This is a genomic window from Streptomyces sp. NPDC052396, assembly GCF_044593195.1.
Classification (GTDB): Bacteria; Actinomycetota; Actinomycetes; order Streptomycetales; family Streptomycetaceae; genus Streptomyces.
The window spans coordinates 126,952-151,455 of sequence record NZ_JBIUAW010000003.1 but is presented as its reverse complement, the minus strand read 5'-3'; the positions used below and the strand labels follow the sequence as shown (position 1 = coordinate 151,455).

Below are 24,504 nucleotides of genomic sequence, written 5' to 3'. Positions count from 1 at the left end.
CCTTCCCCCATGTGCCCCCAACCGGTCCCCACAGGCTAGGTACCCAGGCTTGGTCTGTGTACCTAGGGCCTGCCCGGAACAAATGGCGATTTGTATCTCTTTCAGGCGTGTCATCGGTGAAATCGGTGAAGTCCCGTAATCGGGTGGATAGTTTGCTCCGGCCGCGAGAGGGCGAGCGCCGAGAGTGAGTGGGGCTGAGCATGGCCGTCGAGCCACTGATCGAACTGCGGGACGTCAACAAGCACTACGGGCCCGTCCATGTGCTCAAGGACATCAACCTGACCGTCGGCCGGGGCGAGGTGGTGGTGGTCATCGGGCCCTCGGGCTCCGGGAAGTCCACCCTGTGCCGCACCATCAACCGGCTGGAGCCGGTGGATTCGGGCACCATCACCCTGGCCGGGCAGCCGCTGCCCGAGGAGGGCCGGGAACTGGCCCGGCTGCGGGCCGAGGTGGGCATGGTCTTCCAGTCCTTCAACCTCTTCGCCCATAAGACCGTGCTGGCCAATGTCTCGCTGGCCCAGATCAAGGTGCGCGGCCGCGGCAAGGAGGAGGCCGACCGGCGCTCCCGTGAACTGCTGGAACGGGTGGGGCTGCTGGCGCACGCCGAGAAGTACCCGGCCCAGCTCTCCGGCGGCCAGCAGCAGCGGGTGGCCATCGCCCGCGCCCTGGCCATGTCGCCCCAGGCGCTGCTGTTCGACGAGCCGACCTCGGCGCTGGACCCGGAGATGATCAACGAGGTGCTGGAGGTGATGCGGCAACTCGCCCGGGACGGCATGACGATGGTGGTGGTCACCCATGAGATGGGCTTCGCCCGCTCGGCCGCCAACCGCGTGGTGTTCATGGCGGACGGCCGGATCGTCGAGGACCGGGCCCCCGAGGAGTTCTTCACCGCGCCGGAGAGCGACCGGGCCAGGGACTTCCTCTCCAAGATCCTCAAGCACTGAGCGGGGTGCCCACGCCGATGCCCACCTTGATGAAGCGCTGCCGCCTCACCGCCCTCGCCCTGGCCGTCCTCGCCCTGCTCGGCGGCGCCTGCGGCAAACCGGGCAGCCCCCCGGTCAAGGGCCCCAAGCCCGGCAGCCTGCCCGTCTACCGGGTGGCCACCGGGGTGGACCTGACCGCCTCGCCCACCTGGCGCCGGGCCCGCGCCCGCGGCCACCTGGTGGTCGGCGCCAAGGAGGACCAGCCCTACCTGGGCGAGAAGGACCCGGCCACCGGCACCTACTCCGGCTTCGACATCGAGATCGCCAGGATGATGTCCGCCTCACTGGGCTTCGACCCGGCGGCCATCGCCTTTCGCACCATCGCCTCCGCCAACCGTGAAACCGCCCTGCAGAACGGCCAGATCGACTACTACGTGGGCACCTACACCATCAACGACCTGCGCAAACGGCAGGTCGGCTTCGCCGGCCCGTACTACCTGGCCGGACAGTCGCTGCTGGTGCGCAAGAAGGAACAGGGCATCAACGGCCCCCAGGACCTGGCCGGCAAACGCGTCTGCTCGGCCACCGGCTCCACCCCGCTGATGCGCATCGAACGCGACTACCCCAAGGCCCAGGCGGTGGCCTATGACACCTACTCGATCTGTGTGGACAACCTGCTCAGCCTGCAGGTGGCCGCCGTCACCACCGACGACACCATCCTGCTGGGCTTCGCCGCCAAGGCCCCCGACGAGCTGAAGGTGGTGGGCAAGCCGTTCTCCAAGGAGCCCTACGGCATCGGCGTGCCGCGCTCGGACACGGCGCTGCGCCTGGCCCTGGACGACGCCATCGAGACCCATGAACACAACGGCGACTGGACGAAGGCGTATGACACCACGCTCGGGCTGTCCGGGGTGCCCGCCCCGCGGCCGCCCGCCGTCGACCGCTACGGCACCGGGAGCGCCACACCGTGAACGTACTGACCGACAACTTCGCCCTGTACGCCAAGGGCTTTCTGGGCACCGTCGAACTCACCGTCTACGCCGGTCTGCTGGCCATGGTGCTGGGCTTTGTGATGGCCTCCTTCCGGGTCGCGCCCGTCGCCCCGCTGCGCGCGTTGGGCACCGTATGGGTGACGGTGCTGCGCAACACCCCTTTGACGCTGCTGTTCTTCGCGGTGCTGCTGGGGCTGCCCCGGTTCGGCCTGGTGCTGCCCTTCCAGCTGTTCGCGGTGCTGGCCCTGGGCTGCTACACCTCGGCCTTCATCTGTGAGGCCATCCGCTCCGGCATCAACACGGTGCCCACCGGCCAGGGCGAGGCCGCCCGCAGCCTGGGCATGACCTTTGCCCAGACACTGCGCGCCATTGTGCTGCCGCAGGCGTTCCGCTCGGTGATCCCGCCCGTGGGCTCCACCCTGATCGCCCTGGCCAAGAACTCCGCGATCGCCGGCTCGTTCAGCGTCACCGAACTGCTCAGCACCTATAAGTCACTGGGGGAGCTGGGCTACAGCGTCATCTGGAGCTTTGTCTGGATCGCGGTGGGCTATCTGGTGATCACCCTGTCCATCAGCGCGGTCTTCAATGTGCTGGAGAGCCGTTACGGGGTGGCCCGATGAGCACCGCGCTCTATGACGTCCCCGGCCCGCGCGCCCGCCGCCGGCATCTGCTCTGCGCGCTGGTGGCCGGCGCCCTCATCCTGGTGCTGGCCGGCTGGATCGTCCATCTGCTGTTCAGCACCGGGCAGTTCACCGCCGCCAAGTGGACGCCCTTCGAATACACCGGAATCCAGGAGCTGTTGCTGCGCGGCCTGGGCAACACCCTCAAGGCATTCGCGCTCGCCGCGGTGCTCGCCCTGGCGCTGGGCGCGGTGCTGGCCTGCGGGCGGCTGTCCGACCACCGCCCGCTGCGCTGGACGGCCACCGTGCTGGTGGAGTTCTTCCGGGCGATGCCGGTGCTGGTCATGATCTTCTTTGTCTTTGTGGCCCTCCAGGCCCAGCCGCTGACCGCCCTGGTCACCGGGCTGACGCTGTACAACGGCTCGGTGCTGGCCGAGATCTTCCGCACCGGGGTGGACTCGGTGGAACGCGGCCAGCGGGAGGCGGCCTACGCGCTGGGCATGCGCAAGACCCAGGTGATGACCCATGTGCTGGTCCCGCAGGCGGTCCGGGCGATGCTGCCGACGATCATCAGCCAGCTGGTGGTGGCGCTCAAGGACACCTCGCTGGGCTTTCTGATCACCTACGAGGAGTTCCTGCACGCGGGCAAGCTGATCGCCGGCAACCTCGACTACGACCTGCCGTTCATCCCGGTGGTGATGGTGATCGCGCCCGTCTATATCGGCATGTGCATGTTGCTGTCCTGGCTGGCCTCCTGGGTGGCCCGGCGGGAACGGCACAGCCCGAAGACGGAGGCGGTGGAGGTGGCCGCGGCCGAGCCGGGCACGCTGCTCGCGGGCCCGGCCGGCCATCCGCAGACCCAGCAGACTCAGCTGTCGGAACCCAGCCACAGGTCGGGGCCGAAGACCTCGTAGTGCACATCCGCCGGGGCCACTCCGGCCGCCAGCAGCTGGGCCCGGGCCGCGCGCAGGAACGGCAGCGGGCCGCAGAGGTAGGCGACGGTGCCCCGCGGGACCGTGATCCGCGACAGGTCGGCCCGCCCGGTGCGCTCGGCGGGCCACTCGCCCACCGGGCTCTCGTACCAGATGTGCGCCTCCGCGTCGGCCAGCTTCCCGGTGAGCTGCTCCAGCTCGGCCCGGAAGGCGTGGTCGTCCTCGCTGCGGTCGGCGTGCACCGAGATCACCCGGCGGGTGGCGCCGGTGGCGGCCAGCTCGGCGAGCATGCCGATCATCGGCGTGCAGCCGATGCCCGCCGAGGCCAGCAGCACCGGGCAGTCGCCCCCCTCCAGGGTCACATCGCCGAAGGGGTGGCTGAGCAGCAGGGTGTCACCCACGGTGAGCTGGTCGTGCAGGTGGTTGGAGACCTCGCCGGCCGGGTCGTCGGTGACCCGCTTCACCGAGAACTGCAGGGCACCCTCCGGCCGGCCGGACAGGCTGTACTGGCGGATCTGCCGGGCCCCGTCCGCCAGGGTGACCTGGACGGACACATACTGGCCGGGACGCGAGGCGGGCAGCGCGCGGCCGTCCACCGGGCGGACCAGGAAGGTGGCCACTTCGGCGGTCTCCGCCCGGCGCTCCACCACCTCGTACGAGGCGAAGACCTCGCCCGGCACGGTGCCCGCCTCCTGGTGGAGCCGTGCCTCCAGGGCGATCAGCGCATTGGCCAGCAGCCAGTAGACCTCGTCCCAGGCCGCGGCCACCTCCGGGGTGACCGCCTCGCCCAGCACCTCGGCGATCGCGGCGAACAGATGCTGCCGCACGATCGGGTACTGCTCGGGGACGATGCCCAGCGAGGCGTGCTTGTGGGCGATGCGGGAGAGCATGGCGTCGGGGCGCTGGTCCGGGTTCTCGACCAGCATCACCGCGAACGCGGCGACGGCCCCGGCCAGGGCCTGCTGCTGGCTGCCGGTGGCCTGGTTGCCCCGGTTGAACAGGTCCCGCTCCAGCTCGGGGTGGGCGGCGAAGAGCTTGTCGTAGAAGAGCGAGGTGATCTCGCCGATGGCGCCGCCGACGGCGGGCAGGGTGGCGCGGACCAGCTCGGTGGACTTCGCGGACAGCATCGGCGACTCCTCTTAATATGCATCCTGGATGCGTATTTATCGGCAAAGGGAAGCCGCCCTCACCGGGCGGCTTGTGAAAAGATCAGCGACTTCCCAGGCTGAGCAGCAGCGGCCCGGTGGGCGGCTCCACCAGGTCACTGACGGACAGCGGGTCCAGCGCGGCGAAGAACGCCTCCTGGGCGTTGCGCAGCGCGCCGCGCAGCCGGCAGCCGGCCCGCAGGGGGCAGGGCGGATCGTCCTCGCAGCCCACCACATCGCCCACGCCCTCCAGCTCCCGCACCAGGCGGCCCAGGGAGCCGGTGCGCCCGGCGGAGGTCAGGCTCAGGCCGCCGCCACGGCCCCGGCGGGCCTCGACCACTCCCAGGTGCTGGAGGCGGCTGACCACCTTGGCGGCATGGGTGTACGGCACGGCCATGGCCTCCGCCACCTCGCGGGTGGTGGGCGCCTCCTCGGGGCCGGCCATGGCCAGGCGCATGGCGATGCGCAAAGCGATGTCCGTGCTCTTGTTCAGTCGCACACATTCACGCTAGCTAATTGGATTTTCAGAGTCCAATTAACCGGGTGTGATCTGGCCGACCTCCGCGCACACCCGGCTCCCCGCGACATAGGGTGAGCCCGTGACCTAGGGGGGAGCGCGGGGATGACGTACCAACTGCCGCCCGGCATCGCCAACTTCGTCAACCGGGCGGACGAGCAGGAGCGCGCCCTGCGGGCCGCCGCCCAGTGGTGCGAGCCGGACCGCCCGCTGGTCATCGCGCTCAGCGGCCCGGGCGGCACCGGGAAGACCGAACTGGCCTTCCGGATCGCCCGGGCGTTATCCGACGACCGTCCCCATGTCCTCAGCCTCGACCTGGACGATCTGCGGCGCGAGGGCGCGGTGGACCCCGTGGACGCCCAGGGCCAGCTGCTGCTCGCCCTCGGCGTGGAGTCCCGCTGCCTGGAGCAGTCGCCCAGGGCCCGCGCCCGGCAGTACTGGCAGCGGACCAGGGACAAGCGGCCGCTGCTGGTGGTCGACAATGTGCGCTACGCCACCGAGTTGCACCCCCTGCTACCGGCCTCCGGCGCCGGCGTGGTGATCGTCGCCAGTCATGGCCCGCTGTACGACCTGGAGGGCGGGGCGGCGCTGGAGCTGCCGCTGGCCCCGCTCTCCGACGAGCACGCCACCGAACTGCTGCACCGCCTCGTCGGTGATCCCCGGCCGGCCGCCGAGCCGGAGGCGGTACGCGGCTTTGTCCGCCTGTGCTCCGGCCTGCCCGCCGCCCTTCAGGTGGCCGGCCGCCTGATGCGCGCCCGCCCCCGCCGCCCGCTCGCCCGGCTGCTGGAAACCCTCACCGCCGAACTGGACGACAAGGGCCTGCCCATGGTGGAGAAGGTCTGGGACGCCGCCTACCGCGAGCTGAGCCGGGAGGCCGCCCTGCTCTACCGGTTGCTTCCGCAACACCCCGGCCCGTCCCTTTCGCTGCCCGGCGCGGCCGCCCTGCTCGGTCTGGGGCCGGACGCGGCCGAGGAGGCGCTGGACGCCCTGGAGGCCGTCGGCCTGGCGCAGATCAGGGACGGCAGACTGCGCCTGCATGAACTGCTGCGCGCCCACGCCGGGCGCTGTGCGCGGCGCGACGGCGGCGCACGGGAGCATATTGAGGCGCGCCGGGCCATGGTGCTCTGGTATCTCCGCCAGGCCCAGCGGGCCGATGCGCTGGCGGCCGGCCGCCGCCTGACCCTGGCCGCACCGGTACCGGCCCTCCCCGCCCCCGATGTGCCCCTCTCCGGCCCGGCGGCGGCCTATGACTGGCTGGAGACCGAACGGCACACCCTGCACGGCTGTGTCACCCTCGCCCATGCCGGGCAACTGGACGATGCCGCCTGGGCGTTGTGCGAGCCGCTGTGGACCCACTACCTCGACCATCCGCACCATGCCGAGGTCATCGACTCCTTCCGTATCGGCCGGGACGCGGCCCAGCGTGCCGGGCGGGTGGCCGCCCTGGCGCGGATGCGCTGTCAACTGGCCCGGCCGCTGTGGGAACGGGGCCGCTTCGCCGAAGCCGGCCGGGAACTGGAGGCCGCCGTCAATGCCCGCCAGGCGCTGGGGAGTTCGGAGGCCGAGCGTAAACTGTCCGCCTCCGTCACCGAGTTCCGCGGCATGCTGCGCTCGGCGCAGGGCGACTGGGCGGGCGCCGCCACGGACTTCGAGGAGTCCCGGGCCGCCCACCAGGCCATGGGCAATGACTACGGTGTGCTGCTCCAGACCCACCGCCTGGGCCAGGCCGCCGCGGCCCTGGGCGACCCCGCCCGCGCCGCCGACCTGCTCACCCGGGCCCACCGGGCCGCGCGCGACCTGGGACGCGAACGGATGACCGCGCGCACCGGCTTCGAACTGGCCCTGGTCCTGCGCCGACTGGGCCGCACCGAGGAGGCCCACCGCCTCTGCACCTCGGCCCTGGCGGCCGCCCGGGCACGCGGCTCCGGCTTCGACGAGGCCAGGGTGCTGGACGCGCTGGCCGAACTGGCCGAGGACACCGGCGACACCGACACGGCCCGCGAACACCGCGCGACGGCCCGGGCGGTCCGCGAGCGGTGCGGGGCCCTTATGGGGCCGGGCGCCCCATAAGGGGCGCGGGGCGGCTGCGTCATGCGGCTCCGCCGCGTGGGCGCGACCAGCCACCGACGGCCCGCGCGCGAAACGCAACGGAGGCCACCCCGAACCGCCATTGGCGCCGCCCAAGGACCGTCACGCAGGCACAAGCACTCGCTCCCCCTCCCGCCGCGAGGCGCCCCGCCCCCGAACCCGGTGGACGTGATCGCCCAGAACGCAGCGGAGTTCGCCGGGCAGCAAGTCGACAGCTGCGTACACCGCAGAAAGCACCGCCGCCGGATCGGCAAGCACCACCCGACCCCCCTGCGAGGCGCAGAAACCAGCCCGCACCCACAGCAGATCACCCCCGCGCGGCCGCGCCAGACACTCCCCGGAGGGCAGGATCACCGCGGCCATCCGGCAGGCGGGGTGCTCGGCCAGGATCCGGCCGGTCCAGCCGCCCGCCGTCCAGCCCGCACCATGCCCGGCGCCCTCCGCCGCCCCGGCCCGTAGGTAGAGCAACCCGGCACTGCGCACCTGCCGTTCACCCGCCACCCCGTATTCGGCGGCCAAATGCCGCGCGGGCGGGGCCAGATGGGCGGGGAAGCGCTCCACCCGCACCTCACGACCCCGCCGTTCGGTGCGTACCGCGAAGGCGGACGGCCGCCGGGCCGGCGGTTCCGGCCGGGGCAGCGGTGACGCGGTCACCGGCCCGGGCGGCGGGGCCAAACCCAGTTGCGCGTACCCCTCCCGGCGCAACAGCTCAAGCGCGCGCCCCTGTTCGGCGAACGCGCCCTGGGTCAGGGCCCGTACGCTTCCGGGACGGTGGGCGCGCAGGACGTCGTCGATGGCCCGGGGGTCCGTCAGACGGGGGCTGTGGCCGAGGAGACGGTCCATGGGGCTGCCCGGTATCAGCTCGGCGCCGCCGCCCCCGGCCGCGATCACCGGGCGGTCCAGGGCGGCCGCGTAGAGCGCGGCCGAGCCATGGTCGGTGAGCACGGCGTCGGCCGCCACCAGTACCGCCGCCCACTCCTCGTAGGGCCGGGCCAGGATCATCCCGGCGGCCAGTGCCGGGGCCAGCTGCTCGGCGAGGTCGAAGCCGCCCAGGCTGCTGTGGTCATTGGGGTGCACGATCAGCGCCAGCTGGTGGGTGTCCCAGGGGAGTCCGGCGGCCAGCCGGGCCGGCAGATCCGGCCGGGTGGCGAGCAGGGACTCGGGCCCCCAGGTCGAGGTGAGCACGATCAGCCGGCGCCCGCCGGTGCCCAGCGCCGCCCGGTAGGCGTCGCGGTGCGGCACCGACTGCAGCAGCCGGTCCAGGGTGGGGTCACCGGTCACGGTGGCCCGTGCCGCGGCCTCGGGAGAGTGCTCGGCCAGCCGGGCCACCTGGCTGGGGTGGGCCAGGGCGTGCACGGCGGCCAGTGCCCGGCCGCCGGCCAGCAGGTGGACCGGGTCCAGCCCGGAGGCCAGACCGTCCGAACCCTCCTTGGGTACCGTCTTGTTGAAGCCGGCGCCATGGGGGAGCAGGACCAGCGGGCCGTCCAGCCGGTGGAGTTCGCCCTTGGGGCTGGCGGCCAGGATCAGGTCGAAGGAACGGCGGCAGGCGGCCGCCCAGGGCAGCGTGCGCGCCCCGGCGTGTTCCAGGGCGGCCAGCGCGCCGAGGTCGAAGTCCGAGCCCGGGACGAGGGTGAACAGCCGCCGGACGCGCCGGTCGCCCGCGAAGACCGGCAGCACATCGAGCAGCCGGTGCAGGGCGGCCGCCGAGCGCACCGCGAACAGCACCGACTTGCTGCCCGCTGCCCGCTGCCCGCTGCCCGCTGCCCGCTGCCCGCTGCCCGCTGCCCGCTGCCCGCTGCCCGCTGGGCCAGTCTCCATGGTAGGACAGGCCGCCTCGCCCCGATGGTCGTTTCCGCAGATCGGAGCGCATATCCAGGGGGCGGACGGCGGCATGCCGGAGATCGTACCCGCGCCCTGGACGGGCCCGGCAGAATGCGCCCATGAGTGAGGTGGGGATCGCATTGATCGCGGCCGGTTCGGCGCTGGCCGGCAGCCTGGTCACCGGCTGGTTCAGCCGGAGCGCGGCCCGGATGATGCTGCTGGACCAGCGGCGGGTCCGGGGGCTGGAGCAGCGGCGGCAGAGCTATCTGCGCTTTCTGGAGGCCGTGGAGGTCCGGTTGCTGACCCGGTGGACGGGGGAGGGGCAGGGCTCGGACCGCTTTGAGCTCCAGCGGGCGCTGGGCGCCGTGCTGTTGGAGGGACCCTCCGAAGTGGTGCGCGCGGCCCGGGAGATGGAGCGCCGGCTGCGCGGCGAGGGGACGCCCGACGGGCTGGAGGGCGCCCGTGAGGAGTTCGTCCGCGCGGCCCGCCGGGCGCTGGCGGGGGACCTTGACGGGGTGTAACGGAAGACACGTCTGTGGCTGACGAGATTGACAGGAAGCCGGTGCGCGGCGAATCTGACTGGCCAGTAATAAACCCCGATCCCAGGAGGCATGGGTGACAGAGGTACGCCACAACGGCGGGCGGTACGGCAAGGCGCTGGCAGCGGTCGGCGCGGCCACGGCCCTGGCGGCCGGCGCCGCCGCACCCACGATGGCCGCGACGCCCGTCACCGGCGGCGAGCGTTATGTCGCCCTCGGCGACTCCTACACCTCCGGACCGGGCATCCCCGAGCAGAGCGGCGGTGACTGTGCCCGCTCCAGCGTCAACTACCCCTCGCTGACCGCCAAGGCGCTGCACCAGAAGTCCTTCCGGGACGTCAGCTGCAGCGGTGCCAAGACCGGTGACATGTGGCAGGCCCAGGGCGCCAACGGGCCCCAGCTCAACGCGCTCGGCCGGACCACCCGGCTGGTCACCGTGGGCATCGGCGGCAATGACGTCGGCTTTGGCGAGATCATCCGCACCTGCGCCCAGCTGTCGGTCAGCGACCCGGCCGGGGACCCCTGCCGCAAGCAGTACACCGCGGGCGGCACCGACCAGCTCACCCAGCGGATCAACGACACCGCGCCCAAGATCGCCCAGGTGCTGGCCGCCATCCACCAGCGCGCCCCCAAGGCCAAGGTGGTGCTGGTCGGTTACCCGTCGATCATGCCGGACAACGGGGTGGGCTGCTTCCCCGCCGTCCCCATGGCCGCCGGTGACGTGGCCTACCTGCGGGACACCGAGAAGCAGCTGAACGCCATGCTCCAGGCGCAGGCGGGCAAGGCGCACATCCGCTACGCGGACACCTACCGGGCCACCGTCGGCCATGATGTCTGCCAGCCGGAGGCCACCCGCTGGATAGAGGGCGCCCAGCCGAGCCGTCCGGCCGCCCCCTTCCACCCCAACGCGGATGGTGAGCAGGCCATGAGCCGGCCGGTGATCTCCCAGGCCCGCGCCCACTGACGGGAGCGCGCCCCAGCGGGCGCGGTAAGCGCGCGGGGCGCGCCCAACACCCCCGTATCTGTTGGCGAACGGTGTCGGCCGAGTAGGCTCCGGGACCCGTTCGCCGACAGGAGGCTGTGATGGTCCGAACCAGACCACCCCGACGCCGACAACTGCCCGTCCTGGCCGTAACGGCCGCCCTGCTGGCCGGAGTCGGTGTCGCACCGACCGCCATGGCCCAGGGCTCCGCGGCCGTACGTCCGCCCGTCAAGTCGCCCCTGGCCATCGGCAGCGGCGGCGCGGTGGCCAGCGTGGACGCCGATGCCTCGGCGGCCGGTCTGGAGGTGCTGCGCAAGGGCGGCAACGCCGTGGACGCGGCCGTGGCCACCGCTGCCGCGCTGGGTGTCACCGAGCCGTACTCGGGCGGCATCGGCGGTGGCGGATTCTTTGTCTACTACAACGCCAGGTCGCACAAGGTCCTGACCATCGACGGGCGGGAGCGCGCCCCGCTCTCCGCCGGCCAGGACCTCTTCCTGGCGCACGGCAAGCCGCTGGCCTTCGATGACGCGGTCACCAGCGGACTGAGCGTGGGCGTCCCCGGAACGCCCGCCACCTGGGACACCGCCCTGAGGTCCTGGGGCAGCAGGCCGCTGGCCAAGGTGCTTGAGCCGGCCGAGCGGCTGGCCCGCAAGGGCTTCACCGTGGACGAGACCTTCCGGCAGCAGACCGCCGACAACGCCAAGCGCTTCAAGGATTTCCCGGCCACCGCCAGGCTCTTCCTGCCGGGCGGCAAGCCGCCGGCCGTCGGCTCCACGCTCAAGAACCCCGATCTGGCCCGGACTTACCAGCTGCTGGGCCGCAAGGGCATCGGTGCCGTCTACGGCGGCGAGATCGGGCGCGACCTGGTCAAGACCGTACGCAAGCCCCCGGTCGACCCCAGGTCGGGCCGCAACGCCCGGCCGGGCGGGCTGACCGAGCGTGATCTGCGCGCCTATACGGTCAAGCGGCCCGCGCCCACCCACACCGGCTACCGGGGCCTGGATGTGTACGGCATGGCGCCGTCCTCCTCCGGTGGCACCGCCGTCGCCGAGGCGCTCAACATCCTGCAGAAGCGCGGCGATCTCAGCAAGGTGGACCAAGTCACCTACCTCCAGCGCTACTTGGAGGCCAGCCGGATCGCCTTCGCCGACCGCAACCGCTGGATCGGCGACCCGGCGCAGGAGAAGGTGCCCACCGCCGCCCTGACCTCCCAGCGGTTCGCCGACTCCCGGGCCTGTCTGGTCAACGACCACAAGGCGCTGACCAGTCCGCTGGCGCCCGGTGACCCGTACCACCCGGCCGCCTGCCGGCAGCTGGGCCGGGCCGCCCCCACGCCCTACGAAGGGCAGCAGACCACCCATATGACGGTGGCCGACAAGTGGGGCAATGTGGTCGCCTACACCTTCACCATCGAGCAGACCGGCGGCAGCGGCATCGCCGTGCCCGGCCGGGGCTTCCTGCTCAACAACGAGCTGACCGACTTCTCCTTCGTACCCGTCACTCCGGGGGTGCACGACCCCAACCTGCCGGGCCCCGGCAAGCGGCCGCGCTCCTCCATCTCGCCGACCATCGTGCTCAAGCACGGGAAGTTCGACTTCGCCATCGGCTCGCCCGGCGGCGCCACCATCATCACCACCGTGTTGCAGACCTTCCTCAACCATGTGGACCGGGGCATGCCGCTGGTGGACGCGATCGCCGCACCGCGCGCCAGCCAGCGCAACACCGCCGCCACCGAGCTGGAGCCGGCGCTGTGGAACAGCAGGCTGCGCGGCCAACTGGAGGCCAGGGGGCAGGTGTTCAAGCCGAACCCGGAGATCGGCGCCGCCACCGGGGTCCAGCGGCTGCCGGACGGCCGGTGGCTGGCCGCCGCCGAGAAGGTCCGGCGCGGCGGCGGCTCGGCCATGGTGGTCAGCCCAGCAAGGCGATGATCGCGTCCGTGGTGCCGGTCTCGGCCAGCCGCGGCAGGATCCGGGTCAGGCTGACCCGGTGCGTCTCCGGGTCCAGGTCGGTCACCGCGTCGGCGGCGACCGTCACGTGATAGCCGTGCTCGTGGGCGGCGCGGGCGGTGGACTCCACCCCGATGCTGGTCGCGATGCCCGCGAGCACGATCTGTGTCACCCCCCGGCGGCGCAGCTGAAGATCCAGGTCGGTGGCGTGGAAGGCGCCCCAGGTCTGCTTGGTGACCACGATGTCACCGTCCTGGCGGCCCAGTTCGGGCCGCAGCTCGGCGAAGCCGGCCGGCGGCTCGCCCTGGCGCGGCGGCAGCTCATTGCGCCCCGGCGAGCCGGGGCCGGTCACCCGCACCAGCACCACGGGCAGGTCATGGGCGCGGAACGCGGTGGCCAGCCGGGCGCCACGGGCCACGATCTCCTCGGCGGGATGGACGGTGGGCAGGGCGGTGATGCCCTGCTGCAGATCGATCAGGACAAGGGCGGTCCGCGGATCCAGAGTGGTAACAGGCATGCCGCCACCGTAGAAGGTAGACAGGCAGGCTTGCAAGTTTCCCTGTTGGATTTTCCGGGGGTTCCCGGCGTTCGCCTTCCGAGGGTGCGGCGGTCTTGCCTCGGTGGATCACCCGGATCTACGGTCGGCATCCCACGCGGTCTACGCGTGTCAGCCCGGCTGAACCCAGGGCTGAACCCGGCTGAATCCAGCTGAACCCCGGCTGAACCCCGGCGAAGGAGCAGCTCGTGACCCAAGTCCTCCGCGCCGCCCTGGTCCAGGCCACCTGGACCGGCGACACCGAGTCGATGATCGCCAAGCATGAGGAACACGCCCGCGCCGCCGCCGCGCAGGGCGCCAAGGTGATCGGCTTCCAGGAAGTCTTCAACGCCCCCTACTTCTGCCAGGTCCAGGACGACGAGCACTACCGCTGGGCCGAGCCCGTCCCGGACGGCCCCACCGTGACCCGGATGCGGCAACTGGCCCGGGAGACCGGCATGGTGATCGTGGTGCCGGTGTTCGAGATCGAGTCCTCCGGCTTCTACTACAACACCGCCGCCGTCATCGACGCCGACGGCAGCTACCTGGGCAAGTACCGCAAGCACCACATCCCCCAAGTCACCGGATTCTGGGAGAAGTTCTACTTCAAACCCGGCAACCTCGGCTGGCCGGTGTTCGACACCGCGGTGGGCCGGGTCGGCGTCTACATCTGCTACGACCGACACTTCCCCGAGGGGTGGCGGCAACTGGGGCTCAACGGCGCCCAGCTGGTCTACAACCCCTCCGCCACCTCCCGCGGCCTGTCCGGCTATCTCTGGAAGCTGGAACAGCCCGCGGCCGCCGTGGCCAATGAGTACTTCATCGCCGCCATCAACCGGGTGGGACGGGAGGAGTACGGCGACAACGACTTCTACGGCACCTCCTACTTCGTCGACCCGCGCGGCCAGTTCGTCGGCGAGCCGGCCAGCGACACCAAGGAGGAACTCCTGGTGCGCGACCTGGACCTCGATCTGATCGACCAGGTGCGCCGGCAGTGGGCCTTCTACCGCGACCGCAGGCCGGACGCCTACGAGGGGCTGGTGCGCCCATGACCGCGCCGCTGCACCAGCGCCACCGGGCGGTCATGCCGCAGTGGCTCGCCCTCTACTACCGCGAGCCGCTGGAGCTCACCCATGGCGAGGGCCGCCATGTCTTCGACGTTCAGGGCCGCCGCTACCTGGACTTCTTCGGCGGCATCCTCACCACCATGACCGCACACGCCCTGCCCGAGGTCACCAAGGCCGTCACCGAGCAGGCCGGGCGCATCCTGCACACCTCCACCCTCTACCTCGACCGCCATATGGTCGAGCTGGCCGAGCGGATCGCCGCCCTGTCCGGCATCCCCGACGCCCGGGTCTTCTTCACCACCTCCGGCACCGAGGCCAATGACACCGCCCTGCTGCTGGCCACCACCTACCGGCGCTCCAACCAGATCCTGGCCATGCGCAACAGCTACCACGGCCGTTCCTTCTCGACCGTCGGCATCACGGGCAACTCGGCCTGGTCGCCCACCAGTCTGTCCCCGCTGCAGACCCTCTACCTCCATGGCGCGGTGCGCTCCGGCGGCCGCTACGGCCGGCTCTCCGACCAGGACTTCATCCAGGCCTGTGTGGCCGACCTGGAAGACATGCTCGGCCAGGCGCATGGCAATGTCGCCGCGCTGATCGCCGAACCGGTGCAGGGCGTGGGCGGGTTCACCGCCCCGCCGGACGGGCTGTACGCCGCCTTCCGCCAAGTCCTCGACCAGCACGGCATCCTATGGATCAGCGACGAGGTGCAGACCGGCTGGGGCCGTACCGGCGACCACTTCTGGGGCTGGCAGGCGCACGCCGAGAACGGCCCGCCCGACCTGCTCACCTTCGCCAAGGGCATCGGCAACGGGATGGCCGTCGGCGGAGTGGTGGCCCGGGCCGAGGTGATGAACTGCCTGGACGCCAACTCCATCTCCACCTTCGGCGGCAGCCCCGTGACCATGGCGGCCGGCCTGGCCAACCTCACCCATCTGCTGGAGCACGACCTCCAGGGCAACGCCCGCCGCGTCGGCGGCCTGCTCACCGAGCGGCTGCGCGCCGCCGCCGCGCCCCTGGCGGTGGTACGCGAGGTACGCGGCCGGGGCCTGATGATCGGCGTGGAACTGACCGGCCCCGAGGCCGCCGGTCAAGCCCTTGAACTGGCCCGGGAACACGGCCTGTTGATCGGCAAGGGTGGCCGGGCGGGCCAAGTGCTGCGCATCGCCCCGCCGCTGTCGCTGACCGTCGCGGAGGCCGAGGAGGGTGCCGCCCTGCTGGAACGGACCCTGCGCCAGGTGAACGGAGGAGAACCGGCATGAACAGGACCCTGATCCGCGGCGGACTGGTGATCACCTCGGCCGAGGAGATGCGGGCCGACGTCCTCACCGAAGGCGGCAAGGTGGCGGCACTGGCCGCCCCGGACAGCACCGCCGCCCAGAGCTGGACCGCCGACCGCGTGATCGACGCCACCGGAAAGTACGTCATCCCGGGCGGAGTTGACGCCCACACCCACTTCGACCTCCCCTTCGGCGGCACCTCCTCCTCGGACGACTTCGCCACCGGCACCCGCGCCGCCGCCTGGGGCGGCACCACCACCGTGGTCGACTTCGCGGTGCAGACCCGCGGCCGGGCGCTGCGCGAAGGGCTGGACACCTGGCGCGCCAAGGCCGAGGGCAAGTGCGCCGTCGACTACGGCTTCCATATGATCCTCTCCGATGTCAACGAGGGCACCCTCAAGGAGATGGACCTCCTGGTGGCCGAGGGCTGCACCAGTTTCAAGCTCTTTATGGCCTACCCCGGCGTGTTCTACAGCGACGACGGCCAGATCCTGCGGGCCATGCAACGCGCCGCCGGCAACGGCGGGTTGATCATGATGCATGCCGAGAACGGCCTGGCCATCGATGTCCTGGTGGAACAGGCGCTGGCCGCCGGCCACACCGAACCCCGCTACCACGGCGAGGTGCGCAGGGCACTGCTGGAGGCCGAGGCCACCCATCGCGCCATCCAGCTGGCCCGGGTGGCCGGCGCCCCGCTGTATGTGGTGCATGTCTCCGCCCAGGAGGCGGTCGCCGAACTCGCCCGGGCCCGGGACCTGGGCCTGCCGGTCTACGGCGAAACCTGCCCGCAGTACCTGTTCCTGTCCACCGACAACCTCGCCGAACCGGACTTCGAGGGCGCCAAGTACGTCTGCTCCACACCGCTCAGGCCCCGCGAACACCAGGCGGCACTCTGGCACGCGCTGCGCACCGGTGACCTCCAGGTGGTCTCCACCGACCACTGCCCGTTCTGCTTCTCCGGACAGAAGGAACTGGGCCGGGGCGACTTCTCCAAGATCCCCAACGGGCTGCCCGGCGTGGAGAACCGGATGGACCTGCTCCATCAGGCGGTGGTGGACGGCCACCTCAGCCGCCGCCGCTGGATCGAGATCGCCTGCGCCGCCCCGGCCCGGATGTTCGGCCTGCCCGGGAAGGGCACCATCGCCCCCGGCGCGGACGCCGACATCGTCGTCTATGACCCGCACACCGAGCAGACCCTCTCCGCCGCCACCCACCATATGAACGTCGACTACTCGGCGTACGAGGGCAAACGGGTCACCGGACAGGTGGAAACGGTGCTCTCCCGGGGCGAAGTGGTCATCGACCGGCGGCACTTCACCGGACGCGCCGGCCATGGCCGCTATGTTCCCCGCACGGCCCTCTCATAACTCCACGCGACCCGCATGCGCAAGAAGGAGCCCTGCCTTGGACTTCGGCCTCGTCCTGCAGACCGACCCGCCCGCCTCGGCCGTGGTGGAGCTGATGCGCCGCGCCGAGCAGCGCGGCTTCCGCTATGGCTGGACCTTTGACTCGGCCGTGCTGTGGCAGGAACCGTTTGTCATCCACAGCCGGATCCTGGAACACACCGAGCGGCTGATCGTCGGCCCCATGGTCACCAACCCCTCCACCCGCACCCCGGAGGTCACCGCCTCCACCTTCGCCACCCTCAACGACATGTACGGCAACCGCACCGTGTGCGGCATCGGGCGGGGCGACTCGGCGATGCGGGTGGCCGGCCGCAAGCCCAACACCCTGGCGGTGCTGCGGGATGCCATCCGCGTCATCCGCGACCTCGCCGAGGGCCGGGAGGCGGATGTCGGCGGCACGACGCTGAAGCTGCCCTGGGTACGGGACGGGCGGCTGCCGGTGTGGATGGCGGCGTACGGCCCCAAGGCACTCGCCCTGGCCGGGCAGGAGGCCGACGGGTTCATCCTCCAGCTCGCGGATCCGTACCTGACCGAGTGGATGGTCAAGTCGGTACGGACCGCGGCGGCGGAGGCGGGCCGCGACCCCTCCGCCATCACCATCTGCGTGGCCGCCCCCGCCTACATCGGGGACGACCTGGCCCATGCCCGCGAGCAGTGCCGGTGGTTCGGCGGCATGGTCGGCAACCATGTCGCCGACCTGGTGGCCCGGTACGGGGCGGCGGGCGCGGTTCCGTCCGAGCTCACCGCCTATGTGAAGGACCGGCACGGGTACGACTACTCCCACCACGGCCGCGCCGGGAACCCGTCCACGGACTTTGTCCCGGACGAGATCGTGGACCGCTTCTGCCTGCTGGGACCGGCGGAGGCGCATAGGGAACGGCTGCGGGCGCTGCGGGAGTTGGGGGTGGACCAGTTCGCGGTCTATGCGATGCACGATGCGCGGGAGGCGACGATCGACGCCTATGGGAGCGCGGTGATTCCGGCGCTGGGGTAACGAGGGTTCGTCGTCGGGTGCGGGTGGTTTGTGGCTGGTCGCGCAGTTCCCCGCGCCCCTTACGGGGCGCGGCTCTGCGGTTGTGCCCACCGGACCGCACCCGGTAATGAAACCTACGGCACCCGGGCCGTCCACTCCTCGGAGGAGAACTTGCTCGCCGCCAACTCCTCGGCGCGAGCCATCTCTTCGGGCGTGACGGCCCCGGCCGTCAGCCCGTACCGGCTCCCGAAGGAGTCAATCATCCGCTCGATAACGGCAGCCCGCGACAAGCCCGTCTGCCGCCGCAATGGATCCACCCGCTTCTTCGCGCTCTTCGTCCCCTTGTCGGAAAGCTTCTCCTTCCCGATCCGGAGCACGTCCAGCATCTTGTCCGCGTCGATGTCGTAGGCCATCGTCACGTGGTGCAGCACGGCCCCACCCCCGGACACCACCCGCTTCTGCGCCGCTCCGGCGATCTTCCCGGCCTCCGTCGCGATGTCGTTCAGCGGCTGGTACCAGGCCCTGATCCCCATGTCGCCCAGCGCCCCCAGCACCCAGTCGTCCAGGTAGGCGTAGCTGTCGGCGAAGGACAGCCCCTGCACCAGCGCGTCCGGCACGCACAGCGAGTAGGTGATGGTATTGCCGGGCTCACAGAACATGGCCCCACCACCACTGATCCGGCGCACCACCGTGATGCCATGCCGGGCCGCCCCCTCTGGATCGACCTCATTGCGCAGCGACTGGAAGCTGCCGATGACCACCGCGGGGGAGCCCCACTCCCACACCCGCAGCGTGGGCGGCCGCCGCCCGGCCGCCACCTCGGCGGTGAGCACCTCGTCCAGCGCCATATGCAACTCGGGCGCCTGGGGGCCGTCATGGATCAGCTGCCAGTCGTAGTGATGCCAGTCGGTGGCGTTGGCCAGTGCCCGGCGCACCGCGATGCCCACCGCCTCGGCGGAGAAGCCGAACATCACGGTGCCCTCGGGCAGTGCGGCCTGGATCCGGGCGGCGAGCTCGGGGGCGGACAGTGAGGCGTCGGCGCCCTCCAGTGCCCGGTCGATCTCCACCAGCGCCTCATCCGGCTCCAGGAAGAAGTCCCCGGCCACCCGCACCTCGCGCAGCACGCCGCCATGGACCTCCAGGTCCACCACGACCAGCTTGCCGCCCGGGACCTTGTACTCGCCATGCACGGCGCATCCTCCAGCCTTGTCAGACAACGAACCCCACGGTAACCCCACCGGGGTCTTGCACCACCGGGCCCGCATCTGCCCTCCTGTACGGCATGTTCACCACGCGGCCCACCCTGCAGGGCACCTTCGGCATGGTGTCCTCCACCCACTGGCTTGCCTCCGCCTCGGCGATGTCCGTCCTGGAGCGCGGCGGCAACGCCTATGACGCCGCCGTGGCGGCGGCCTTTGTCCTGCATGTCGTCGAACCCCATCTCAACGGTCCGGCCGGTGAGGTGCCCGCGCTGATCGCACCGGCCGGCGGGGCGGTCAGGGTGCTGTGCGGTCAGGGGCCGGCGCCGGGCGGGGCGAGCATCGCGCACTACACCGCGCTGGGACTGACCGAGGTCCCCGGCACCGGGCCGCTGGCCGCCGCCGTCCCCGGCGCCTTCGACGCCTGGATGCTGCTGCTGCGCGACTTCGGCACCCGGCCGCTGGCCGAGGTGCTGGAGCCCGCCATCGGCTACGCCGAGCACGGACATCCGCCGGTCAAGGCGCTCGGCTGGGCGGTGGGCGCGGTCCGGGAGCTGTTCGAGACCGAGTGGCACAGCTCGGCCGCCGTCTACCTGCCCGGTGGCCGGCCGCCCGCCTGCGGCACCCTGTTCCGCAACCCGGCGCTGGCGGCCACCTGGCGGCGGCTGATAGCCGAGGCGGACGCGGCCGGCGGGGACCGCGAGGCGCGCATCGACGCCGCCCGCCGGACCTGGCGTGAGGGCTTTGTCGCCGAGGCGCTGCTGCGCACCGCCGCCCGCCCCACCCTGGACAGCTCGGGAGAACGGCATATCGCCACCCTCAGCGGGGAGGACCTCGCCCGCTGCCGGGCCCGCTACGAGGACCCGGTCACCTACCGCTGGCGGGACTGGACCCTGTGCAAGGCCGGACCCTGGTCACAGGGGCCGGTGCTGCTTCAACAGCTGGCGCTGCTGGGGGAGTTGGCGCCCTACCAGAGCCCGGAGTATGTGCACACCCTGATCGAGGTGAGCAAGCTGGCCATGGCCGACCGGGAGGCCTGGTACGGGGACGCCGCCGAGGTGCCGCTGGACGACCTGCTCTCGGCGGAGTACAACGCCGGGCGGCGCAAGCTGATCGGCCCCACCGCCTGCCCCGAGCTGCGCCCCGGCAGCCCCGGCGGCCGCGCCCCCAGGCTGCCCGCCCGGGCGCGTACCGCCATAGGGACGGCGCCGCCCCTGCCGGGCTGGGGCGAACCCACCGTGGCCGCCGACGGAGTCACCCGGGGCGACACCTGCCATCTGGATGTGGTGGACCGCTGGGGCAACATGATCTCCGCGACCCCCAGCGGTGGCTGGCTGCAGTCCAACCCGGTCGTCCCCGAACTGGGCTTCCCGCTGGGCACCCGGCTGCAGATGGCCTGGCTGGAACCCGGTCTGCCGGCCTCGCTCACCCCCGGCCGCCGCCCGCGCACCACCCTCAGCCCCACCCTGGCGCTGCGCGACGGCGAACCGGTGCTGGCCTTCGGCACCCCCGGCGGCGACCAGCAGGACCAGTGGCAGCTGCACTTCTTCCTGGCGGTGGCGCTGCGCCCGCCGGTGCGCGGCGGGCTGGATCTGCAGGGCGCCATCGACGCCCCCAACTGGCACCAGAGCTCCTTCCCCGGCTCCTTCCAGCCGAGGCTGGCCGACCCCGGGGCGGTCACCGTGGAGTCACGGGCCGGGGATGCGGTGATCGGGGAACTGCGCCGCCGGGGGCACCGGGTGACCGTGGCCGGGCCGTGGACCGAGGGCAGGCTCTGCGCGGTGGCCCGTGATCCGGACAGCGGCCTGCTGTCGGCCGCCGCCAACCCCCGTGCCATGCAGGGCTATGCGACCGGGCGGTGACCCCGCCCGTTCGCCCGGGGGACGGCGGCCGGCCACCGTCCCTTCACCGGCTGTCGTACCCCCGTGGTTCGATGGACGCATGCTCGAAGACTTTCTCTCCGGTGACCTGTCCGATGTCGAGGAGGCGGTGCGCAAGGCGGCCGCCGCCGAGATCATGCCGCGCTTCCGGCAACTGGCCGCGGACGAGATCGTGGAGAAGAACGGCCCGCACGACCTGGTGACGGTCGCCGACCGGCTGGCCGAGGAACACCTCACGACCGCGCTGACCACCCTGCTGCCCGGCTCGGTGGTGGTCGGCGAGGAGGCGGTGCACGCCGACCCCTCCGTGCTGGAGGCGCTGCACGGCGGCGACCCGGTGTGGATCGTCGATCCGGTCGACGGCACCCGGCAGTTCGTCCACGGCGACCCCGGCTTCGCCACCCTGGTCTGCCTGGCGCACCGCGGCGAGCTGCTGGCCTCCTGGATCCACGCCCCGGCACTGGAGCTGATGGCGGTGGCCCGCCGGGGCGGGGGAGCGTGGCTCAACGGGGCGCCGCTGCAGGCCGGTTCGCCGGAGCCCGGCCGGGTGCTCCAAGTGGCCGTCTCCCACCATGACTTCACCACCGACGAGGAGAAGCGCACGCTGTCCCCGCTGTTCACCGACGGCCTGGCGCCGCGCTCCTGTGGCTCGGCCGGCCTGGAGTATCTGCACATAGCCCAGGGCACGCTGGACGCGCTGGCTTTCACCTGGGAAAACTCTTGGGATCACGCCGCCGGGCTGCTGCTGGTGGCCGAGGCGGGCGGGGTCAGTGCCACGATCGCCGGGCAGCCGTTCCGGATCGAGGGCGGCAACGCCCTGCCCTTCGCCGCCGCCCGGGACGAGGCCACCCTGCGGCATATCCTGGGGCTGCTGGCGTCCGCCGGCTGAGCGGTGCGAGGGGAGTCCATCGGTGCCCAGCATGCTTGACGCGGTCGTGGTGGGAGCGGGGCCCAACGGTCTGACCGCCGCCGTCGAACTGGCCCGGCGCGGGCTGGCGGTGGAGGTGTACGAGGCGGCCGACGCCATCGGCGGCGGCGCCCGCACCGAGGAGCTGACCCTCCCCGGCTTCCGGCACGATCCCTGCTCCGCGGTGCACCCGCTGGCGGTGGGCTCGCCCGCTTTCGAGGCGCTGCCACTGGCCGAGCACGGCCTTGAGTGGCTGCACCCCGAGCTGCCGCTGGCGCACCCCTTCCCCGATGGCACGGCCGCGGTGCTCTCCCGGCTGGTCGGTGACACCGCCGCCGCCCTGGGGCCGCGCGACGCCGGTTCGTACCGGCGGCTGGTGGCGCCCTTCCACGGCAAGTGGCCGGTGCTGGCCCGGGACTTCCTGCGCACCCAGTGGGACGGGCTGCCCGGTGACCCGGTGACCTACGCCCGCTTCGGGCTGTGGGCCGGGCAGCCGGTGGCGCTGCTGGTGCGCCGCTTCCGCGAGGCCAGAGCGCGGGCGCTGTTCGCCGGGCTCTCCGCGCATGGCATCGCCCCGCTCACCGGCCTGGGCACCGCGGGCATGGCCATGATCTTCGCGCTGGCTGCCCATGAGCGGGGCTGGCCGGTGCCGCGCGGCGGCTCCCAGGCCATCGCCGACGCCCTGGCCTCCTGTCTGCGGGCCGAGGGCGGGGTGGTGCACACCGGGTTCGAGGTCAAACGGCTGGACGACCTGCCGCCGGCCCGGGCCTATGTCTTCGACACCTCGCCCACCGCGCTGGCCCGCATCGCCGGCCTGGGCGACGCCTACCGCGGCTACCGCTACGGCCCGTCCGTCTTCAAGGTGGACTACGCGCTGTCCGCTCCGGTGCCCTGGACCGCGGCGGCGGCCCGCCGGGCGGGCACGGTCCATGTGGGAGCGAGCTACCAGGAGATCAGCGCCGCACTGGACGCGGCGGTGCACGGGCGTGACCCTTCCGTACCGTTCCTGATCACCGCCCAGCCCTCGCTGATCGACCCCAGCCGGGCGCCGGAGGGCAAGCACACCTTCTGGGTGTACGGGCATGTGCCCAACGGCTGGACCGGTGATGCCACCGAGGTGATTGAGCGTCAGATCGAACGCTTCGCACCCGGCTTCCGCGACCTGGTGCTGGCCCGTGCGGTGCAGGGGCCGCCCCAGCTCGCCGCGCGCAATGCCAACTACGTGGGGGGCGACATCGCCACCGGTTCGGTGGCGGGCCTGCGGCTGCTGGTCCGTCCCAAGCTCGCACGGGTGCCGTACGCCACCGCGCACCCGGCGGTCTTCCTCTGCTCCTCGGCCACCCCGCCCGGGCCCGGGGTGCACGGCATGTCCGGTCACCATGCGGCCCGGGCGGTATGGCGGCGGCTGCGCGGCCAGTACGGCCGGTCGCGGCCCTAGTCGCCAAGAGCGAGACGCAGCCCGAAGCCCACGATGACCGTGCCGGTGACGCGGTCCAGCAGCCGCTTGGCCGGTGGCTTGCGGAGCCAGCCGCGGAGCATATGGGTGAAGGCGATCAGGACCGCCGACCAGAGCAGCCCCAGCACGATGTGCACGCTGGTGAGAAGCAGGGCCAGGGTGAGGTGCGGGGCGCCCGGCGGGATGAACTGGGGCAGGAGGGCGACATAGAACGCCCCCATCTTCGGGTTGAGGAGGTTGGTCAGAGTGCCCTGGCGCCAGCCGCCGGCCAGGGTGTTCCCGGCCACCGCCGCGGCGCCGGGTGCCATGGGGCCGGCCGTGGAGGCGTCGGGCACGGCCTCACCCGACCGGTCGCGCCGCGTATGGAGGAGCATGCGAGCCCCCATCCACAGCAGGTAGGCGGCTCCTGCCCAGCGCAGGATCTCGTAGGCCAGGTGGGAGGCGGTGAGCAGGGCGGTGACGCCCAGGGACGCGAAGGCGCCCCAGATCAGCGTGCCGCTCTGGATGCCGAGGACCACGCCCCAGGCACGACGCCGGTGCCCGAGGGCCGCGGTGCGCAGGATGAGTGCGGTATCCAGTCCAGGGGTGAGCGTGAGGAGCCCGACTATCAGGGTGAAGGTTCCGAGTGCGCCTAGGGTGATCATGAACGGTCACCCTAGGCCGGGGGTCATGCGATGTTCCAGATTCCTGCCCGGAATCGGGCAGGAATCGCAGTGTCAGGCGGCCCGCCGCAGGTCGGCCAGCACCGCGGTGCGCACCGCCGCTCCGTCGGTACCCAGCTCCCGCAGGGCCGCCGTCACCGTGGGGTCCTCGGTGCGGAGCAGCCCCAGGACCAGGTGCGGCACCCCGATATGGCCATGCTGGAGGGCCCGCGCCTCGCCCAGCGAGAGTTCCAGTGCCCGCTTGGCCTCCGAGGCGAAGGGGATGTGCCCCTTGGGCATCCCCTCGGGGAGCCGCCGGCGCGGCCCGCGCCCGGGCGGTGGCTGCGGGGCCGGCCAGTCCAGTGCCCCGGGGCCGAAGGTGTGCTCGGCCCGGTCGCGCACCGCGTCCAGGTCGATGCCCAGTGACCGCAGGGCGGCCGCGTCGTCCGCCCCCAGCGGGCCCTGGGTCCGTATCGCCTCGCGCAGCGCCCCGGCCGTGACCCCCAGCTGGTTCAGGGGCGGGTAGCCGTCCCGGAACGCCGTGCCCAGCAGCAGGTGTGCCACGCCGACCCGGTGCGCGTACAGCCCGCGCGCCTCCTCCTGCGCCCACACCACCGCCGTGCGGGCCTCCTTGGTGAACCGCTCGAACATGCCC

Annotated in this window: 22 protein-coding genes; 15 read left to right on the top strand and 7 right to left on the bottom strand. The window is 72.1% G+C overall.

Annotated features, from left to right (window positions below; translation table 11 throughout):
- Positions 1 to 200: 200 nt before the first annotated feature.
- Genes ACIHFE_RS09010 through ACIHFE_RS08995 form a run of 4 tightly spaced genes read left to right on the top strand, consistent with a single transcriptional unit; the run spans position 201 to position 3,449 of the window.
- A complete protein-coding gene (locus ACIHFE_RS09010; protein ID WP_400105165.1) occupies positions 201 to 944 on the top strand; it encodes an amino acid ABC transporter ATP-binding protein in 744 nt (247 codons plus the stop codon).
- Positions 945 to 973: 29 nt separating this feature from the next.
- Positions 974 to 1,894, top strand: coding sequence for a glutamate ABC transporter substrate-binding protein (locus ACIHFE_RS09005; protein WP_400105576.1), 921 nt, complete (start codon positions 974 to 976; stop codon positions 1,892 to 1,894).
- On the top strand, positions 1,891 to 2,535 hold the full coding sequence (locus tag ACIHFE_RS09000) for an amino acid ABC transporter permease (RefSeq protein ID WP_400105164.1): 645 nt from the start codon (positions 1,891 to 1,893) through the stop codon (positions 2,533 to 2,535). Before ACIHFE_RS09005 ends, ACIHFE_RS09000 begins: the two co-directional genes overlap by 4 nt.
- On the top strand, positions 2,532 to 3,449 hold the full coding sequence (locus tag ACIHFE_RS08995; RefSeq protein ID WP_400105163.1) for an amino acid ABC transporter permease: 918 nt from the start codon (positions 2,532 to 2,534) through the stop codon (positions 3,447 to 3,449). Before ACIHFE_RS09000 ends, ACIHFE_RS08995 begins: the two co-directional genes overlap by 4 nt.
- Here the strand turns inward: ACIHFE_RS08995 and ACIHFE_RS08990 are convergent.
- Positions 3,404 to 4,594: a globin domain-containing protein gene (locus tag ACIHFE_RS08990; RefSeq protein WP_400105162.1), complete on the bottom strand. Its 1,191-nt coding sequence runs from the start codon at positions 4,592 to 4,594 to the stop codon at positions 3,404 to 3,406. The genes ACIHFE_RS08995 and ACIHFE_RS08990 overlap by 46 nt on opposite strands.
- Before the next feature lie 82 nt (positions 4,595 to 4,676).
- Entirely contained in the window at positions 4,677 to 5,111 is a 435-nt protein-coding gene (locus ACIHFE_RS08985; protein ID WP_400105161.1) for an RrF2 family transcriptional regulator, read from the bottom strand.
- Positions 5,112 to 5,234: 123 nt separating this feature from the next.
- On the opposite strand from ACIHFE_RS08985, the gene ACIHFE_RS08980 reads away from it, so the two are divergent.
- The gene (locus ACIHFE_RS08980) at positions 5,235 to 7,199 is read left to right on the top strand and encodes a hypothetical protein (RefSeq protein ID WP_400105160.1); all 1,965 of its coding nucleotides are present in this window, start codon (positions 5,235 to 5,237) and stop codon (positions 7,197 to 7,199) included.
- A 120-nt stretch (positions 7,200 to 7,319) separates the two neighbouring features.
- Here ACIHFE_RS08980 and ACIHFE_RS08975 read toward each other — a convergent pair whose 3' ends face one another.
- A complete protein-coding gene (locus tag ACIHFE_RS08975; protein WP_400105159.1) occupies positions 7,320 to 9,035 on the bottom strand; it encodes a translation initiation factor 2 in 1,716 nt (571 codons plus the stop codon).
- Positions 9,036 to 9,157: 122 nt separating this feature from the next.
- Between ACIHFE_RS08975 and ACIHFE_RS08970 the strand changes: the two genes are divergently transcribed.
- The 3 genes from ACIHFE_RS08970 (at position 9,158) to ggt (ending at position 12,487) form a co-directional block, all read left to right on the top strand.
- A complete protein-coding gene (locus ACIHFE_RS08970; RefSeq protein ID WP_400105158.1) occupies positions 9,158 to 9,559 on the top strand; it encodes a hypothetical protein in 402 nt (133 codons plus the stop codon).
- A gap of 94 nt (positions 9,560 to 9,653) precedes the next feature.
- Complete coding sequence (locus tag ACIHFE_RS08965; protein WP_400105157.1) at positions 9,654 to 10,541, top strand: SGNH/GDSL hydrolase family protein; 888 nt, start codon at positions 9,654 to 9,656, stop codon at positions 10,539 to 10,541.
- A gap of 119 nt (positions 10,542 to 10,660) precedes the next feature.
- A complete protein-coding gene (gene ggt, locus ACIHFE_RS08960; RefSeq protein WP_400105156.1) occupies positions 10,661 to 12,487 on the top strand; it encodes a gamma-glutamyltransferase in 1,827 nt (608 codons plus the stop codon).
- Here the strand turns inward: ggt and ACIHFE_RS08955 are convergent.
- Positions 12,468 to 13,022 (bottom strand): isochorismatase family protein, encoded by a 555-nt coding sequence (locus ACIHFE_RS08955; RefSeq protein ID WP_400105155.1) that lies wholly within the window; start codon positions 13,020 to 13,022, stop codon positions 12,468 to 12,470. The genes ggt and ACIHFE_RS08955 overlap by 20 nt on opposite strands.
- A gap of 227 nt (positions 13,023 to 13,249) precedes the next feature.
- Between ACIHFE_RS08955 and ACIHFE_RS08950 the strand changes: the two genes are divergently transcribed.
- Genes ACIHFE_RS08950 through ACIHFE_RS08935 form a run of 4 tightly spaced genes read left to right on the top strand, consistent with a single transcriptional unit; the run spans position 13,250 to position 17,787 of the window.
- Entirely contained in the window at positions 13,250 to 14,092 is an 843-nt protein-coding gene (locus ACIHFE_RS08950) for a nitrilase-related carbon-nitrogen hydrolase (RefSeq protein ID WP_400105154.1), read from the top strand.
- Complete coding sequence (locus ACIHFE_RS08945; protein ID WP_400105153.1) at positions 14,089 to 15,369, top strand: aspartate aminotransferase family protein; 1,281 nt, start codon at positions 14,089 to 14,091, stop codon at positions 15,367 to 15,369. The genes ACIHFE_RS08950 and ACIHFE_RS08945 overlap by 4 nt, the downstream gene beginning before the upstream one ends.
- Positions 15,366 to 16,754 (top strand): dihydropyrimidinase, encoded by a 1,389-nt coding sequence (gene hydA, locus ACIHFE_RS08940; protein WP_400105152.1) that lies wholly within the window; start codon positions 15,366 to 15,368, stop codon positions 16,752 to 16,754. Before ACIHFE_RS08945 ends, hydA begins: the two co-directional genes overlap by 4 nt.
- Positions 16,755 to 16,791: 37 nt before the next feature.
- Positions 16,792 to 17,787, top strand: coding sequence for a TIGR03842 family LLM class F420-dependent oxidoreductase (locus ACIHFE_RS08935; RefSeq protein WP_400105151.1), 996 nt, complete (start codon positions 16,792 to 16,794; stop codon positions 17,785 to 17,787).
- A 113-nt stretch (positions 17,788 to 17,900) separates the two neighbouring features.
- Here the strand turns inward: ACIHFE_RS08935 and ACIHFE_RS08930 are convergent, their stop codons facing one another.
- Entirely contained in the window at positions 17,901 to 18,956 is a 1,056-nt protein-coding gene (locus tag ACIHFE_RS08930; protein WP_400105575.1) for a biotin/lipoate A/B protein ligase family protein, read from the bottom strand.
- Positions 18,957 to 19,048: 92 nt separating this feature from the next.
- On the opposite strand from ACIHFE_RS08930, the gene ACIHFE_RS08925 reads away from it, so the two are divergent.
- The 3 genes from ACIHFE_RS08925 (at position 19,049) to ACIHFE_RS08915 (ending at position 23,190) form a co-directional block, all read left to right on the top strand.
- Entirely contained in the window at positions 19,049 to 20,827 is a 1,779-nt protein-coding gene (locus tag ACIHFE_RS08925; protein WP_400105150.1) for a gamma-glutamyltransferase family protein, read from the top strand.
- A gap of 79 nt (positions 20,828 to 20,906) precedes the next feature.
- Positions 20,907 to 21,734, top strand: coding sequence for an inositol monophosphatase family protein (locus tag ACIHFE_RS08920; protein ID WP_400105149.1), 828 nt, complete (start codon positions 20,907 to 20,909; stop codon positions 21,732 to 21,734).
- Between the two features lie 22 nt (positions 21,735 to 21,756).
- Positions 21,757 to 23,190: a phytoene desaturase family protein gene (locus ACIHFE_RS08915; protein ID WP_400105148.1), complete on the top strand. Its 1,434-nt coding sequence runs from the start codon at positions 21,757 to 21,759 to the stop codon at positions 23,188 to 23,190.
- Here ACIHFE_RS08915 and ACIHFE_RS08910 read toward each other — a convergent pair.
- Both ACIHFE_RS08910 and ACIHFE_RS08905 read right to left on the bottom strand, forming a co-directional pair.
- Complete coding sequence (locus tag ACIHFE_RS08910) at positions 23,187 to 23,852, bottom strand: LysE family translocator (protein WP_400105147.1); 666 nt, start codon at positions 23,850 to 23,852, stop codon at positions 23,187 to 23,189. The two genes, ACIHFE_RS08915 and ACIHFE_RS08910, sit on opposite strands and share 4 nt — an antisense overlap.
- Positions 23,853 to 23,924: 72 nt before the next feature.
- Entirely contained in the window at positions 23,925 to 24,500 is a 576-nt protein-coding gene (locus tag ACIHFE_RS08905) for a Clp protease N-terminal domain-containing protein (protein ID WP_400105146.1), read from the bottom strand.
- Positions 24,501 to 24,504 lie beyond the last annotated feature (4 nt).